The organism is Mycobacterium paraterrae (genome assembly GCF_022430545.2).
GTDB lineage: Bacteria > Actinomycetota > Actinomycetes > Mycobacteriales > Mycobacteriaceae > Mycobacterium > Mycobacterium paraterrae.
On record NZ_CP092488.2, the window covers coordinates 4,238,442 to 4,252,888 of the forward strand.

A 14,447-nucleotide genomic window follows, 5' to 3' on the forward strand; every position below is an offset into this window, starting at 1 on the left:
GCGGGCGCCCGCGACTCACTAGCCTGAGGCGGTGTTCACCGGAATCGTCGAAGAGCTAGGTGAGGTCGTCGGCAAGGATGACCTGGGAGATTCCGCACGGTTCACCATTCAAGGTCCAGTGGTCACGTCGGATGCCGGTCACGGCGACTCGATCGCTGTCAACGGCGTCTGCCTGACGGTGGTCGAGGTGTTGCCCGGCGGGCAGTTCACCGCGGATGTGATGGGGGAGACACTGAGCCGCTCGAGCCTGGGCCGGCTGGTTGCCGGCAGCCCGGTCAACCTCGAGCGCGCCGCCGCGCTGAACAGCCGGCTCGGTGGGCATATTGTGCAGGGCCACGTCGACGGCACCGGGGAAATTCTGAGCCGATCGCCGGCCGAGCACTGGGAAGTCGTCCGCATCGGGCTGCCGACCGAGCTGGCCCGCTACGTCGTGGAGAAGGGCTCAATCACGGTGGACGGCATTTCGCTGACCGTGTCGGCGCTCGGCGACGACTGGTTCGAGGTGTCGCTGATTCCCACGACGCGCGAGCTGACGACGCTGGGCCTGGCCGAGGCGGGCACGCAGGTGAATCTCGAAGTCGACGTGATCGCGAAGTACGTCGAGCGTTTGATGAGCAACGAGCGCTAGCGGCGCATCACCGGGTCGCCGTCGATGTGGCGTCGGTGCGGCCGTGTGCCAACCTGCGGGGTTCCCGGATCGGCAGGTGGCTGCGCACCCAGTGTGGGATCGGGCGGCGGAGGTGGCCCCGGTTCCTCGACCGCGATGACTCCCGCAAAAGCGGCCGATGCCGCCGCGCCGTTCATTGATGCCGCGCCGGCACACACAGCGCCGACGAGCGCCAGACCGACGGTCAGAGCGCGCGCGGACCGAGTCAGGGGCGACGTCGCCATGGGAGCAGGTTATCGCCGAGAACCTGTAGCGACGCTGAGATTGTCGAGTCGTCGCCGAAGCTGCGCCGAGCTGTCAGCAAACTGTTACTCGTCAGAAAACTCGCTGGCCGGGGCAAAGGGCAACGCCCGCTCCGCCGATCGGCGAAGCGGGCGTCTGGTGAGGGAATTCTTTACAGCGGGATCCAAACTCCGAAGAAGTCGAATCCGAACTGGTTGAACTGGGGGTTCCAATAGGGGGTCTCGTTGTACCCGTAGTAGTTGATCGGGCCGTAGTTCCACGGGCCACCCGGTGGCGGCAGCGGACGATCCCATGCCGGTCGCGGTGGTTCGCCCCAGCCCCAGGGTGCAGGTCCATCGCCCCACGGGGCGCCATGGAAGTAGCCGCGGTGGTCGTCACCATGCCACGCTCCGCCGGGTCCGCCGGGCCCACCGGGTCCGCCGAGTCCGTGGAAGCCCGGGTCCCCAGGGCCACCAGGTCCGTGATCACCGGGTCCGCCCGGGCCGCCGGGTCCGTGGAATCCTGGTCCGCCGGGGCCGCCCGGTCCAGGGCCACCGGGACCACCAGGGCCACCGGGACCACCAGGGCCAGCAGGCCCACCCGGTCCGTGGCCTGGGTCCAGCGGTACGGGTGCGTGGCTTACCGTCGCCGCGCCGTGGTCACCTGGCGCGGCACTCGCAATGCCGGTGCCCACCCCCAACGCGGCGGCGCCCAATGCGCCAGCGACGCTTGCGCCGGCAAGTAATTGCTTGAGTGTCATGGTCCTGTACCTACCTTTCGGTATCTAGCGGACTTTCCCCCGACGTAGGAAACGTTAAATAGACAAGCTATGAATCGGCTACGTGCTGCCTCTGGAAACCTTTTGCGCAGGTTGCACCGGCACGTGGTGTGACCAACGTGTCCGCTGGGTGACCAGTGGCAATAACGAACGGCACGTGGTGGTTCATACTGGAGGTAATGCCTGAGGGCTCTGGGTGTAATTCTGACAAGGTGGCTGCGATGACGAGGTTGGACTCGGTCGAGCGCGCGATCGCCGACATCGCGGCCGGCAAGGCCGTCGTCGTAGTGGACGACGAAGATCGAGAGAACGAGGGCGACCTCATCTTCGCGGCCGAGAAGGCGACCCCGGAGCTGGTCGCTTTCATGGTCCGCTATACATCGGGGTATCTCTGCGTGCCGCTGGACGGCGACATCTGCGACCGGCTCGGCCTGCTGCCGATGTACGCCGTCAACCAAGACAAGCACGGCACCGCCTACACCATCACTGTCGACGCGAAAATTGGTGTGGGAACCGGTATCTCGGCATCAGACCGGGCGACGACCATGCGGTTGCTGTCTGACCCGAGCAGTATCGCCGACGACTTCACCCGTCCGGGCCACGTAGTTCCGTTGCGCGCCAAGGACGGTGGGGTATTGCGCCGCCCCGGGCACACCGAGGCCGCGGTCGACCTGGCACGGATGGCCGGCCTGTCGCCCGCCGGTGCGATCTGCGAGATCGTCAGCCAAAAGGACGAAGGCGCGATGGCCCAGACCGACGAACTCCGGGTTTTCGCGGACGAGCACGGGCTGGCGATGATCGCGATCGCCGACCTGATCGAATACCGGCGAAAGCACGAGAAGCACATCGAGCGGATCGCCGAGGCGCGGATCCCGACCCGGCATGGCGAATTCCGTGCGGTCGGCTACTCGAGCGTCTACGAAGACGTCGAACACGTGGCGCTGGTTCGGGGCGAAATCGCCGGACCGAATTATGACGGTGACGACGTGCTGGTTCGCGTTCACTCCGAATGCCTGACCGGAGACGTCTTCGGCTCTCGTCGTTGCGACTGCGGCCCGCAACTGGATGCCGCGATGGCAATGGTTGCCCGTGAAGGCAGGGGCGTGGTGCTCTACATGCGCGGTCATGAAGGACGCGGAATCGGCCTGATGCACAAGCTGCAGGCCTACCAGCTGCAGGACGCCGGCGATGACACCGTCGACGCCAACCTCAAGCTCGGATTGCCAGCTGACGCAAGGGATTACGGCACTGGAGCGCAGATCCTCGTCGACCTCGGGGTGCGGTCGATGCGGCTGCTGACCAACAACCCCGCCAAGCGGGTTGGTCTGGACGGCTACGGGCTGCACATCATCGAGCGGGTGCCGCTGCCGGTGCGGGCCAACGCAGAGAACATTCGCTACCTGATGACCAAGCGCGACCGCATGGGTCACGACCTGGCGGGCTTGGACGAATATCACGAATCTATCCATCTTTCAGGCGAATTCGGTGGGGCCCTGTGACCAAGGAGCGGCGTATATGACCGCCGATAACGGTGCGGGCGGTCGCCGGGAAGAGCGGCGCATATGAGCGGTGCCGGGGTACCCGACATCGCGTCGCAGGACGCTTCCGCTCTGAAGTTGGCAATCGTGGTGAGCACATGGCACAGCACGATCTGCAATCAGCTGCTCGACCGCGCGCAGCTGATCGCCAACCAGTGGGGCGTGCAGAACCCCACGGTGGTGCGGGTGCGCGGGGCGATCGAGATTCCGGTCGTCGCACAGGCCCTAGCCCGGAATCACGACGCCGTCGTGGCTTTGGGTGTGGTAATACGCGGCCAGACACCGCATTTCGACTACGTCTGCGACGCGGTAACCCAAGGGCTGACCCGTGTCTCGCTGGACGAGTCCACTCCGGTGGCGAATGGCGTGCTGACCACCAACACCGAAGCCCAGGCGCTGGATCGTGCGGGCCTGCCCGATTCCGCCGAGGACAACGGTGGACAGGCGACGGCCGCGGCGCTGAGTACCGCACTCACCCTGCGCGAGCTTCGCGGAAAGTCGTGACCGCGCAGCCGGGCCAGGACACCTGGGATGCACAACTGCGGCCTCGCCTGACGCCCTACGTCGCTTACGCCGCCGCGGCGGTCCTCGTCATCGCGCATGTGGTGATCGCTCTGCTGCTCAAGCTCGGGTCAACCGGGGTGATCTTTCAGACGTCCGACCAGATCGCGATGGTGGTGCTCGGCGTCGTTCTGGCCGGCCTGGTGCTGCTGTTCGCCCGTCCCCGATTGCGAATCGGCCCGTCCGGGCTCTCGGTGCGGAACGTGATCAGCGACCGTCTGGTCCCCTGGGATGACGTGGTGGACGTGTCATTTCCGCTGGGGGCGCGATGGGCCCGCATCGATTTGCCCGACGACGAATACGTTCCGCTGATGGCGATCCAGTCCGTCGACAAGGACCGCGCCGTGGCCGCGATGGACACCGTCCGAGAACTGGTCGCGCGCTACCGCCCCGACCTAGCATCGACATAACTTGGCAGACAACCATTTTGGCGGTTATCCACAGGGATTCGATCGTGTTTCGCCGAGTCAGTAGATGCTGGTAGTGTCGAACACATGTTCGAACGATGGTATGCCTCGCGGCCGAGTCCCGAGTCGGCTGCGCTGATCGACCAGATCAGTGACGCGGGCCGAGCTGAGGCGCAGGCAGCCGCGCGGCGTCTGATGGCCATCGGTGAGTTGTTCGTTCTGCGCCTGCGCGATTCGGGGGAGCATGCCGACGAGGCGATCGACACCTGGGACGCGGTCGCCGCGCAGGTGTCCGCCGCCCTGGGGTGCAGCCTCGCTATGGGTTCGAGTTATCTCCGCTACGCCATGGCGATGCGACAGCGACTCCCCGAAGTGGGCAGCCTGTTCCTCGCAGGCCAGATCGACTATCGCTCCTTCCAGACGATCGTGTTCCGCACCGACCTGATCACCGACGCTGAGGCGCTCGCGCGAGTCGATGCGCTTCTGGCGGTGCGGCTCTCGCGATATCCATCTTTGACGCAGGGGCGGCTCGCAGCCGAAGTCGACCGCGCGGTTGCCAGGTCAGATCGAGACGCGGTGCGGCGAGCGAAGGACGTGTTCAGGGATCGCTATGTCGACGTGATCGCGGACTCACATCTTGCGTACGTCACGGGAAACGTGCTGCCCACCGACGGACAGGCCATCAACCTTCGATTGAACGAGCTGGCGGCAACGGTGTGCGACGCGGACCCGCGCACCCGCGAACAGCGTCGAGCCGACGCGCTGGGCGCTCTGGCATCCGGCGCCGAGAGGTTGGTGTGCGGCTGCGGCTCGTCCGACTGCGCCGCCGCGGCGCGTGTGCTTAACAGCGATGTCGTCATACATGTGGTCGCCGACCAGTCCACCGTCGAAGGCAGCGGCGTGGCGCCCGGCCTGATGCCCGGAGCGGACGGGCTGATCTCCGCAGAGACGGTGGCGGAAATGGCGAAGAATGCCCGACTGCAGCCAGTCCTTCTGCCCGCGGATGAGCCCGAGCCGCGTTATGTTCCGTCGGCCAAGCTTGCTGATTTTGTCCGATGTCGCGACCTGACGTGTCGCGCCCCGGGCTGCGACAAACCGGCCTTCGACTGCGACGTGGACCATACCGTCGCTTACAGCGCGGGCGGCTGGACGCACCCATCGAATCTCAAGTTGCTGTGCCGAAAACATCATCTCCTCAAAACTTTCGGAGGATGGCGTGACACGCAGCTCCCCGATGGGACGGTGATTTGGCAGCTGCCTGACGGGCATATCTACGTGACCACGCCGGGCAGTGCCGCTCTGTTTCCGAGTCTCTGCGCGCCGACGGGCGACGTTCCGGCGCCCCCAGACGGGACGCGCAACGGCTACTGCGGCGAGCGGAACGCGATGATGCCCAGACGACGCCGGACGCGAGCGCAGAACCGCGCCCGTCGCATCGCGGCCGAACGCCGGGAAAATCACATTGCCCGCGAGGCCCAGGCCGCGCGCAGCGTCGCGGCGGACGTACCGTCGCCGATTGGCGCCGATCCCGATCCGCCGCCATTCTAGGACGCCCAGTCCGCGTCGAGTTGGCGCAAGCGACGTCGGCGCATCGGACTAGCCTTGGACACCGTGGCTGATCCCGCGACCTACCGCCCTGCACCCGGGTCCATCCCGGTCGAGCCTGGCGTATACCGGTTCAGCGACCAATACGGACGGGTGATTTATGTCGGCAAGGCGAAGAGCCTGCGCAGTCGACTGAACTCCTACTTCGCCGACATCGCCGGCCTGCACCCGCGCACCCGCCAGATGGTGACGACCGCCGCCAAGGTGGAGTGGACGGTGGTCAACACCGAGGTCGAGGCGCTGCAGCTGGAATACAACTGGATCAAGGAGTTCGACCCGCGATTCAATGTCCGCTACCGGGACGACAAGTCCTACCCGGTGCTCGCTGTCACGCTGAACGAGGAATATCCGCGGCTGATGGTCTACCGCGGCCCCCGGCGCAAAGGTGTCCGCTATTTCGGTCCCTACTCACACGCCTGGGCGATCCGCGAGACGTTGGACCTGCTGACCCGCGTCTTCCCGGCCCGCACCTGCTCTGCGGGGGTATTCAAGCGCCACAACCAGATCGACCGTCCGTGCTTGCTTGGCTACATCGACAAGTGTTCGGCTCCGTGCATCGGCCGGGTCAGCGCCGAGCAACACCGCCAGATCGTCGTCGACTTCTGCGACTTCTTGTCTGGCAAGACCGACAAATTCGCCCGTGGCCTCGAACAGCAGATGCATGCGGCGGCGGAGGACCTCGACTTCGAACGCGCGGCGCGACTGCGTGACGACCTCGGCGCGCTCAAGCGTGCGCTGGAGAAGCAGGCCGTGGTGCTCGGCGACGGCACCGATGCCGACGTCGTCGCATTCGCCGACGACGACCTCGAAGCCGCCGTCCAGGTTTTCCACGTCCGCGGCGGTCGCGTTCGTGGACAGCGCGGTTGGATCGTCGAAAAGCCCGGCGATCCTGATGATTCCGGCGAAGCGCAACTCGTCGAGCAATTCCTCACGCAGTTCTACGGCGACCAAGCCGAGCTCGATGGTGCCGCCGACGAATCCGTCAATCCGGTGCCGCGCGAAGTGCTGGTGCCGTGTTTACCGCCCAATGCCGAGGAACTGTCGACCTGGCTTACCGGGTTACGCGGCTCGCGGGTCGCGCTGCGGGTTCCCCGTCGCGGTGACAAGAAGGCACTGGCGGAAACAGTGCAGCGCAACGCCAAAGAGGCGCTACAGCAACACAAACTGAAGCGTGCCGGTGACTTCACCGCCAGATCCGCTGCGCTGCAGAACATTCAGGACGCACTGGGTTTGGCCGAGGCGCCGCTGCGGATCGAATGCGTCGACATCAGCCACGTCCAGGGCACCGACGTGGTCGGATCATTGGTGGTGTTCGAAGACGGACTACCCCGTAAGTCGGATTACCGCCACTTCGGCATCCGGGAAGCCGCCGGCGAGGGCCGGTCCGACGATGTTGCCTCGATCGCCGAGGTCACCCGCCGCCGATTCATCCGGCATGTCCAGGACCAGGAGGACCCGAAAGTCCTGTCACCCGAGGGCAAGTCACGGCGCTTCGCCTACCCGCCCAACCTCTACGTCGTCGACGGCGGCGCCCCACAGGTCAACGCGGCCAGCGCGGTGCTTGAAGAACTCGGGGTCACCGACGTCGCGGTCATCGGTCTGGCCAAACGACTCGAAGAGGTGTGGGTGCCCTCGGAGCCGGACCCGATCATTTTGCCGCGCAACAGCGAGGGACTGTATCTGCTACAGCGAGTCCGCGACGAGGCCCACCGATTCGCGATCAACTACCACCGCAGCAAGCGGTCCAAGCGAATGACCGCGTCGGCGCTGGACTCGGTGCCCGGACTGGGAGAGCATCGTCGCAAAGCATTGGTTACGCATTTCGGCTCACTGGCCCGTCTGAAGGAGGCTACGGTCGACGAGATCACCTCCGTTCCCGGTATCGGGGTGGCGACGGCGACGGCAGTGCTGGACGCGCTGCGCGACGACCCGGTTGCCGGGCCGGATACCACAACGCAGGGTCGAATCGAAGAACGAGCATCCGGATGACGGGCGAGGGGATGGACGGGCCGAATCAAGCCGGGTCGCTGGAGCAGGCCGAGAACCACGACACGGGAACCGAATCCGGCATCGATGTGGTTCTGGTCACCGGGTTGTCCGGTGCCGGACGAGGCACTGCGGCCAAGGTGCTCGAGGATCTCGGGTGGTATGTCGCCGACAATCTGCCGCCGCAGTTGATCACCCGCATGGTCGACCTCGGCCTGGACGCGGGATCACGAATCACACAGTTGGCGATCGTGATGGACGTGCGCTCACGCGGATTCACCGGCGACCTCGACTGGGTGCGTAACGACCTGGCTACCCGCAATATCAGCCCGCGGGTGCTGTTCATGGAGGCCTCCGACGACATGCTGGTGCGCCGCTACGAGCAGAACCGCCGCAGCCATCCGCTGCAGGGTTCGCAGACGCTGGCCGAAGGCATTGCCGCCGAACGGGAAATGCTCGCGCCGGTCCGCGCGACCGCCGACCTGATCATCGACACCTCGACGCTCGCCGTGCGAGAACTGCGGGAAAGCATCGAACGCGCCTTCGGTGGCGAGACTGTCGCGCAAACCAGCGTCACCGTCGAGTCCTTCGGCTTCAAGTACGGCCTGCCGATGGACGCCGACACCGTGATGGACGTCCGATTTCTGCCGAACCCGCACTGGGTCGATGAACTGCGGCCGCTGACCGGCCAGCACCCCGCGGTCCGTGACTACGTGCTGGGCCAGACCGGGGCGGCGGAATTTCTCGAGACCTACCATCGATTGCTGACCGTGATAGTCGACGGCTACCGCAGAGAGGGCAAACGCTATATGACCGTGGCGATCGGCTGCACCGGCGGCAAACACCGCAGTGTGGCGATCGCCGAGGCGCTGGCGCAACTCCTCGCACCCGACAAGCAGCTGACGGTGCGAGTGCTACACCGGGATCTGGGCCGCGAATGAGCCGCGCCGACGACGATGCAGAGCGCAGCGATGCTGAGGAGCGGCGCCAATGAGCCGAAGAATCGTAGCCTTGGGCGGAGGGCATGGGCTGTACGCGACGTTGTCCGCGGCCCGCCGTCTGACGCCGCACGTCACCGCCATCGTCACGGTTGCCGACGACGGCGGTTCGTCGGGTCGCTTGCGTAGCGAACTCGACGTGGTGCCGCCGGGCGATCTTCGGATGGCGTTGGCGGCGTTGGCTTCTGACAGCCCGCAGGGCCGTCTGTGGGCGACGATCATGCAACACCGGTTCGGCGGCAGCGGCGCCCTGTCGGGGCACCCGATCGGCAATCTGCTGCTGGCCGGTCTCAGCGAGGTCCTCGACGATCCCGTCGCGGCCCTCGACGAGGTCGGCCGGATCCTTGGGGTTCGCGGACGCGTCCTGCCGATGTGCCCGATCGCCCTGCAGATCGAGGCCGACGTCTCGGGCCTGGAGTCCGACCCGCGGATGTTCCGCGCGATTCGCGGTCAGGTCGCGATCGCCACCACCCCGGGAAAGGTCCGCCGAGTGCGGCTGCTGCCGGGGGATCCGCCGGCCACCCGGCAGGCCGTCGACGCCATCCTGTCCGCAGATCTGGTGGTGCTGGGCCCAGGCTCCTGGTTCACCAGCGTCATCCCGCACGTGCTGGTACCCGGTCTCGCCGCGGCGCTCCAGGCAACCTCGGCCCGCCGGGCGCTGGTGCTCAACCTGGTGGCCGAGCCGGGGGAGACGGCGGGGTTTTCGGTCGAGCGCCATCTCCACGTACTTGCCCAGCACGCCCCGGGTTTCACCGTTCACGACGTGATCATCGACGCCGAGCGGGTGCCGAGCGAGCGTGAACGCGAGCAACTGCGCCGGACCGCGACCTTACTGAATGCCGAAGTTCAATTCGCGGATGTGTCCAGGCCTGGTACACCTTTACATGACCCGGGCAGACTGGCCGCGGCGCTGGACGGGGTCGGCGTGCGCGACACCGGTCGGCCGCCTGCCGCGGCGTCCACGGAAGCGGACAAAGAGGGTCGCAACGGACCGAGGGGTGACGACGCGTGGCGATGACGGCCGAAGTCAAGGACGAACTGAGCCGCCTGGTGGTGACGGCGGTCAGCGCGAGGCGAGCCGAGGTGACGTCGCTGCTGCGCTTCGCCGGCGGTCTGCACATCGTAGGCGGCCGGGTAGTCGTCGAAGCCGAGGTGGATTTGGGCAGCATTGCCCGACGGCTACGCAAAGACATCTTCGACCTGTACGGCTACAACGCCGTCGTACATGTGTTGTCTGCCAGCGGAATCCGTAAGACGACGCGCTACGTGCTGCGGGTGGCCAACGACGGCGAGGCGCTGGCCCGCCAGACCGGGTTGCTGGATCTGCGCGGCCGTCCGGTGCGGGGGTTGCCGGCGCAGGTGGTCGGCGGGAGCATCGGCGACGCCGAGGCTGCCTGGCGCGGCGCCTTCCTGGCGCACGGGTCACTGACCGAGCCAGGTCGTTCGTCGGCGCTGGAGGTCAGCTGCCCCGGACCCGAGGCGGCGTTGGCTCTGGTGGGCGCCGCGCGCCGGCTCGGGATCAGCGCCAAAGCGCGCGAAGTCCGCGGCGCCGACCGGGTTGTCGTGCGTGACGGCGAGGCGATCGGGGCGCTGCTCACCCGGATGGGCGCCCAGGACACCCGGCTGGTCTGGGAAGAGCGGCGGATGCGCCGCGAGGTCCGCGCGACCGCCAACCGGCTGGCCAATTTCGACGACGCCAATCTGCGGCGATCGGCGCGGGCGGCGGTCGCCGCAGCCGCCCGCGTCGAGCGGGCGCTGGAAATTCTGGGCGAAGGCGTGCCCGATCATCTGGCCGCGGCGGGCAAGCTGCGTGTCGAACACCGTCAGGCGTCGCTGGAGGAACTCGGTCGCCTGGCGGACCCGCCGATGACGAAAGACGCTGTGGCCGGCCGTATTCGGCGGCTGCTGTCGATGGCCGACCGGAAGGCCAAGGTCGACGGGATTCCGGACACCGAATCCGCGGTGACTCCAGATCTACTGGAAGACGCCTAGAGGCCGAGGCTGCTCAGGTCGGCGAGAAGCGTCAGCGTTTCCGACGTGCTCTGGACGTTGCTCAACACCGCCAAACCTTCAGCAATGAAGAGGGTGTTTTCTGCCGTCAGGCCGGCCGGGCTGCCATTGGCCAACTGCTCGCCCAGGTTGCCCGCGTAGTCGGTCAAGTTCAACTCGGTACCCGCTAATGCGCTCAGTTCAGCGACGAGCAGCGGATTCGTCTCGTCCTGTGCGGTGACAGCCGGAAGGTCAGCGATCGCGGCATTAATCTGTTCTTGCAACATGGCCGCGTCGCCAATCGCGGGAATGTCTTTGCCGTCGGTGGCCGCCACCACGCTGGCGGGCTGATACGTCTCGAGGGCATCCAACTCCGTGGCGACGGTGTGTCCTTCGGTCAATGCGGCATTCACCTCATCGGATGCTGTTGCGGCAGAGGGTGATTGCGCGAAGAGGTTTGACACGCTGGCCGCAAAGAGGTTTTGCGTGAGGTCGGAATCGAAGAGCAGGTCCTCGTACGCGCCGAAGGAGTTGCTGAAAGTGCTGGCGTCCACGTAAAGGTTCGCCAGATCTCCGTAGGCCGCATCCGCGTCGGCGTGGGCGAGGGGACTCGCGAGCATCGCCAAGAACACGGCTCCCGCTCCTCCCGCCAGCAGTCGGGCGCAAGTATTGGTATCAGACATGACGTTCCTTAACGAATCCCAAGAGTTCATTAGGTTTTCTATCCGATAGCCGTTCTGAGGTCAACGAGGACGCGGACACCCACAGCAACCCTCAAGACTGCCTTGGTGATCCCGCTAGATTGTTCTGGCCAACGGTGGCAGACCTGAAATGAGGCCGTGATGGGATTCATCACCCCGGATCTTCCGGACGTCGACCCCGAAACCTGGCACACGCGGTCGGTAGCCGACCGGATGCAGGTGGTGACTCGGCACTGGGTCGAGCACGGCTTCGGCACCCCGTCGGCCATCTACCTGCTCTACGTGATCAAGATGGCCGCCTACGCCGCCGGCGCCGCTGCGGTCATCTCGTTGACGCCGGGTCTCGGCGGCTTGGGCCGGATCGAAGAGTGGTGGATGCAGCCGATCGTTTATCAGAAGCTGATCATCTTCACGCTGCTGTTCGAGGTACTCGGGCTGGGCTGCGGCTCAGGGCCGCTCACCGCACGCTTCATGCCGCCGATCGGCGGATTCCTGTACTGGTTGCGGCCCAAGACAATTCGCTTGCCCCCATGGCCGAACGACGTGCCGTTCACCCGCGGTGACACCCGAACCGTGGTCGACGTCTTGCTATACGCGATCGTGCTGGCATCCGGGGTGTGGGCGCTGCTTGCGCCGGGCCACGGCGGTCCGGTCACCGGTGGTGGCGACGTGGGGTTGCTCGACGCACGCCTGGTGCTGCCGGCGATCATCGCGCTGGCCCTACTAGGTCTGCGCGACAAGACCATATTTCTAGCCGCCCGCGGAGAGCACTACTGGCTGAAACTGCTGATCTTGTTTTTCCCGTTTACCGACCAAATTGCCGCGTTCAAGATTGTGATGCTCGGATTGTGGTGGGGCGCGGCGACATCGAAGCTCAATCACCACTTTCCGTACGTCGTCGCGGCAATGACGAGCAACAACGCCCTACTGCGCGGCAAGCCGTTCAACTGGCTCAAGCGCCGGCTCTATCGCGACCCGGTCGACGATGTCAGGCCCACCTGGATTCCCAAGCTGATGGCTCACGGTGGCGGCACGACGGCCGAGCTCATCGTGCCGGCGATCCTGGTGTTCGCCGGCGGTGATCACCCATGGCGCTGGTGGTTGATCGCTTTCATGGTCGTCTTCCACCTCAACATCATTTCCAACCTGCCGATGGGTGTGCCGTTGGAGTGGAACATCTTCTTCATCTTCTCGCTGTTCTACCTCTTCGGCCATTACGGCACCATCGTGATCTACGACCTCAATTCCCCGCTCCTGCTGGCGATGCTTCTGGTCGCGCTTCTGGTGATTCCGGTGGTGGGAAACATGTTCCCGCAGCAGATTTCATTCCTGCCCGCACTGCGGTACTACGCCGGCAACTGGGCATCGAGCGTCTGGTGTTTCCGCGCGGGCGTGGAAGACAAAATCGAAGAGAACGTCGTCAAGAGTTCCGCGCTGACAGCCCGCCAGATCGCCCGGTTGTACGACCCGAACACGGCCGAGATCATCAGCGACAAAGCTCGCGCCTTTCGGTCCATGCACGTCCACGGTCGAGCGCTGAACGGCCTGTTGCCACGCGCACTCGACAAAGTGGAGGACTATGCGTGCCGTGAAGGCGAGACCGTCGCCGGCCCGCTGATCGGCTGGAATTTCGGCGAGGGCCATCTGCACAACGAGCAACTCGTCGAGGCAGTACAGCGACGCTGCCAATTGGAGGAAGGCGACCTGCGGGTGATCATCCTCGAAGGGCAGCCGATTCAGACCCAAAAGCAGTGGTACCGCATCGTCGACGCCAAGACTGGACTGATCGAGGAGGGCTATGTCCGGGTCGACGACATGCTGGCCCGCCAGCCGTGGCCGGAACCCGGCGATGAGTTCCCGGTCCACCCGGTCACGCACCGAAACGCGTGAGCTAAACCACCGGATTAGCGACGCATTGTCCCAGCTACTAGGCTGTTGGCGAGCATCGAGTCAGCATCGAAGGAGACACACGTGACGGTCCGGGTAGGCATCAACGGCTTCGGTCGCATCGGCCGCAACTTCTACCGGGCCCTGCTGGCGCAGCAGGCCGCGGGAGCCGACACCGACATCGAGGTGGTGGCGGCCAACGACCTGACCGACAACGCCAGCCTCGCGCACTTGCTGAAATTTGACTCCATCCTGGGCCGGCTTCCGTTTGACGTCAGCCTGGAGGGCGAAGACACCATCGTCGTCGGCAGTCACAAGATCAAGGCGCTCGCGGTCAAGGAAGGCCCGGCGGCGCTGCCCTGGGGCGACCTGGGCGTCGACGTCGTGGTCGAGTCCACCGGCATTTTCACCAACGCCGCAAAGGCCAAGGGCCATTTGGATGCCGGCGCCAAGAAGGTGATCATCTCCGCGCCCGCCACCGACGAGGACATCACCATCGTGCTGGGGGTCAACGACGACAAGTACGACGGCAGCCAGAACATCATCTCCAATGCGTCGTGCACCACGAACTGCCTCGGCCCGATCGCCAAGGTGCTCAACGATGAGTTCGGCATCGTCAAGGGTCTGATGACCACCGTCCACGCGTACACCCAGGACCAGAACCTGCAGGACGGTCCGCACAAGGACTTGCGTCGGGCGCGCGCTGCGGCGCTGAACATCGTTCCGACCTCGACGGGTGCCGCGAAGGCCATCGGCTTGGTGCTGCCGGAGCTGAAGGGCAAGCTCGACGGCTACGCGCTGCGAGTCCCGATCCCGACCGGTTCCGTTACCGACCTGACCGCGGAGCTGAAGAAGTCGGCCAGCGCCGACGAGATCAACGCCGCGATGAAGGCCGCAGCCGATGGCCCGATGAAGGGCATCCTCAAGTATTACGACGCGCCGATCGTCTCCAGCGACATCGTCACCGACCCGCATAGCTCGATCTTCGACTCCGGACTGACCAAGGCGATCGAGAACGAGGCCAAGGTGGTTTCCTGGTACGACAATGAGTGGGGTTACTCCAACCGCCTCGTCGACCTGGTCGCGTTGGTCGGCAAGTCGCTGTAAT

At 65.5% G+C, this 14,447-nt stretch carries 14 protein-coding genes; 11 read left to right on the plus strand and 3 right to left on the minus strand.

Annotation, left to right across the window (positions count from 1 at the left end; translation table 11 throughout):
- The first annotated feature begins 31 nt into the window (after positions 1 to 31).
- Complete coding sequence (locus MKK62_RS20605) at positions 32 to 628, plus strand: riboflavin synthase (RefSeq protein WP_240258099.1); 597 nt, start codon at positions 32 to 34, stop codon at positions 626 to 628.
- Here MKK62_RS20605 and MKK62_RS20610 read toward each other — a convergent pair.
- Positions 625 to 891 carry a hypothetical protein gene (locus MKK62_RS20610; RefSeq protein WP_240258098.1) on the minus strand — a complete coding sequence of 89 codons (267 nt, stop codon included), beginning with the start codon at positions 889 to 891 and terminating at the stop codon, positions 625 to 627. The two genes, MKK62_RS20605 and MKK62_RS20610, sit on opposite strands and share 4 nt — an antisense overlap.
- Positions 892 to 1,061: 170 nt before the next feature.
- A complete protein-coding gene (locus MKK62_RS20615) occupies positions 1,062 to 1,649 on the minus strand; it encodes a chitin-binding protein (protein ID WP_240258097.1) in 588 nt (195 codons plus the stop codon).
- Between the two features lie 239 nt (positions 1,650 to 1,888).
- On the opposite strand from MKK62_RS20615, the gene MKK62_RS20620 reads away from it, so the two are divergent.
- From MKK62_RS20620 to whiA, 8 genes are all read left to right on the plus strand, one after another.
- Entirely contained in the window at positions 1,889 to 3,166 is a 1,278-nt protein-coding gene (locus tag MKK62_RS20620; RefSeq protein ID WP_240258096.1) for a bifunctional 3,4-dihydroxy-2-butanone-4-phosphate synthase/GTP cyclohydrolase II, read from the plus strand.
- A gap of 63 nt (positions 3,167 to 3,229) precedes the next feature.
- Positions 3,230 to 3,709, plus strand: coding sequence for a 6,7-dimethyl-8-ribityllumazine synthase (gene ribH / locus MKK62_RS20625; RefSeq protein WP_240258095.1), 480 nt, complete (start codon positions 3,230 to 3,232; stop codon positions 3,707 to 3,709).
- The gene (locus tag MKK62_RS20630; protein WP_240258094.1) at positions 3,706 to 4,176 is read left to right on the plus strand and encodes a PH domain-containing protein; all 471 of its coding nucleotides are present in this window, start codon (positions 3,706 to 3,708) and stop codon (positions 4,174 to 4,176) included. The genes ribH and MKK62_RS20630 overlap by 4 nt, the downstream gene beginning before the upstream one ends.
- A gap of 84 nt (positions 4,177 to 4,260) precedes the next feature.
- The gene (locus tag MKK62_RS20635) at positions 4,261 to 5,721 is read left to right on the plus strand and encodes an HNH endonuclease signature motif containing protein (protein WP_240258093.1); all 1,461 of its coding nucleotides are present in this window, start codon (positions 4,261 to 4,263) and stop codon (positions 5,719 to 5,721) included.
- Between the two features lie 63 nt (positions 5,722 to 5,784).
- Positions 5,785 to 7,767: an excinuclease ABC subunit UvrC gene (uvrC, locus tag MKK62_RS20640; RefSeq protein ID WP_240258092.1), complete on the plus strand. Its 1,983-nt coding sequence runs from the start codon at positions 5,785 to 5,787 to the stop codon at positions 7,765 to 7,767.
- An 11-nt stretch (positions 7,768 to 7,778) separates the two neighbouring features.
- Positions 7,779 to 8,705 (plus strand): RNase adapter RapZ, encoded by a 927-nt coding sequence (gene rapZ, locus MKK62_RS20645; protein ID WP_240264027.1) that lies wholly within the window; start codon positions 7,779 to 7,781, stop codon positions 8,703 to 8,705.
- A gap of 49 nt (positions 8,706 to 8,754) precedes the next feature.
- Positions 8,755 to 9,780: a uridine diphosphate-N-acetylglucosamine-binding protein YvcK gene (yvcK, locus tag MKK62_RS20650; protein ID WP_240258091.1), complete on the plus strand. Its 1,026-nt coding sequence runs from the start codon at positions 8,755 to 8,757 to the stop codon at positions 9,778 to 9,780.
- Entirely contained in the window at positions 9,777 to 10,754 is a 978-nt protein-coding gene (whiA, locus tag MKK62_RS20655; RefSeq protein ID WP_240264026.1) for a DNA-binding protein WhiA, read from the plus strand. Before yvcK ends, whiA begins: the two co-directional genes overlap by 4 nt.
- On the opposite strand, the gene MKK62_RS20660 is transcribed toward whiA, so the two are convergent.
- On the minus strand, positions 10,751 to 11,383 hold the full coding sequence (locus MKK62_RS20660) for a hypothetical protein (RefSeq protein ID WP_240258090.1): 633 nt from the start codon (positions 11,381 to 11,383) through the stop codon (positions 10,751 to 10,753). The two genes, whiA and MKK62_RS20660, sit on opposite strands and share 4 nt — an antisense overlap.
- 210 nt (positions 11,384 to 11,593) lie before the next feature.
- Here MKK62_RS20660 and MKK62_RS20665 point away from each other — a divergent pair, with 210 nt between their 5' ends.
- Entirely contained in the window at positions 11,594 to 13,342 is a 1,749-nt protein-coding gene (locus MKK62_RS20665; RefSeq protein ID WP_240258089.1) for a DUF3556 domain-containing protein, read from the plus strand.
- Between the two features lie 81 nt (positions 13,343 to 13,423).
- Complete coding sequence (gene gap, locus MKK62_RS20670) at positions 13,424 to 14,446, plus strand: type I glyceraldehyde-3-phosphate dehydrogenase (RefSeq protein WP_240258088.1); 1,023 nt, start codon at positions 13,424 to 13,426, stop codon at positions 14,444 to 14,446.
- Position 14,447: the final 1 nt, after the last annotated feature.

Coding starts and splice junctions, on each gene's coding strand:
- MKK62_RS20665 (WP_240258089.1), top strand. CDS start 11,594: ATGGGATTCATCACCCCGGATCTTCCGGACGTCGACCCCGAAACCTGG.
- yvcK (WP_240258091.1), top strand. CDS start 8,755: ATGAGCCGAAGAATCGTAGCCTTGGGCGGAGGGCATGGGCTGTACGCG.
- ribH (WP_240258095.1), top strand. CDS start 3,230: ATGAGCGGTGCCGGGGTACCCGACATCGCGTCGCAGGACGCTTCCGCT.
- MKK62_RS20620 (WP_240258096.1), top strand. CDS start 1,889: ATGACGAGGTTGGACTCGGTCGAGCGCGCGATCGCCGACATCGCGGCC.
- MKK62_RS20635 (WP_240258093.1), top strand. CDS start 4,261: ATGTTCGAACGATGGTATGCCTCGCGGCCGAGTCCCGAGTCGGCTGCG.
- MKK62_RS20610 (WP_240258098.1), bottom strand. CDS start 891: ATGGCGACGTCGCCCCTGACTCGGTCCGCGCGCGCTCTGACCGTCGGT.
- whiA (WP_240264026.1), top strand. CDS start 9,777: ATGACGGCCGAAGTCAAGGACGAACTGAGCCGCCTGGTGGTGACGGCG.
- MKK62_RS20615 (WP_240258097.1), bottom strand. CDS start 1,649: ATGACACTCAAGCAATTACTTGCCGGCGCAAGCGTCGCTGGCGCATTG.
- rapZ (WP_240264027.1), top strand. CDS start 7,779: ATGGACGGGCCGAATCAAGCCGGGTCGCTGGAGCAGGCCGAGAACCAC.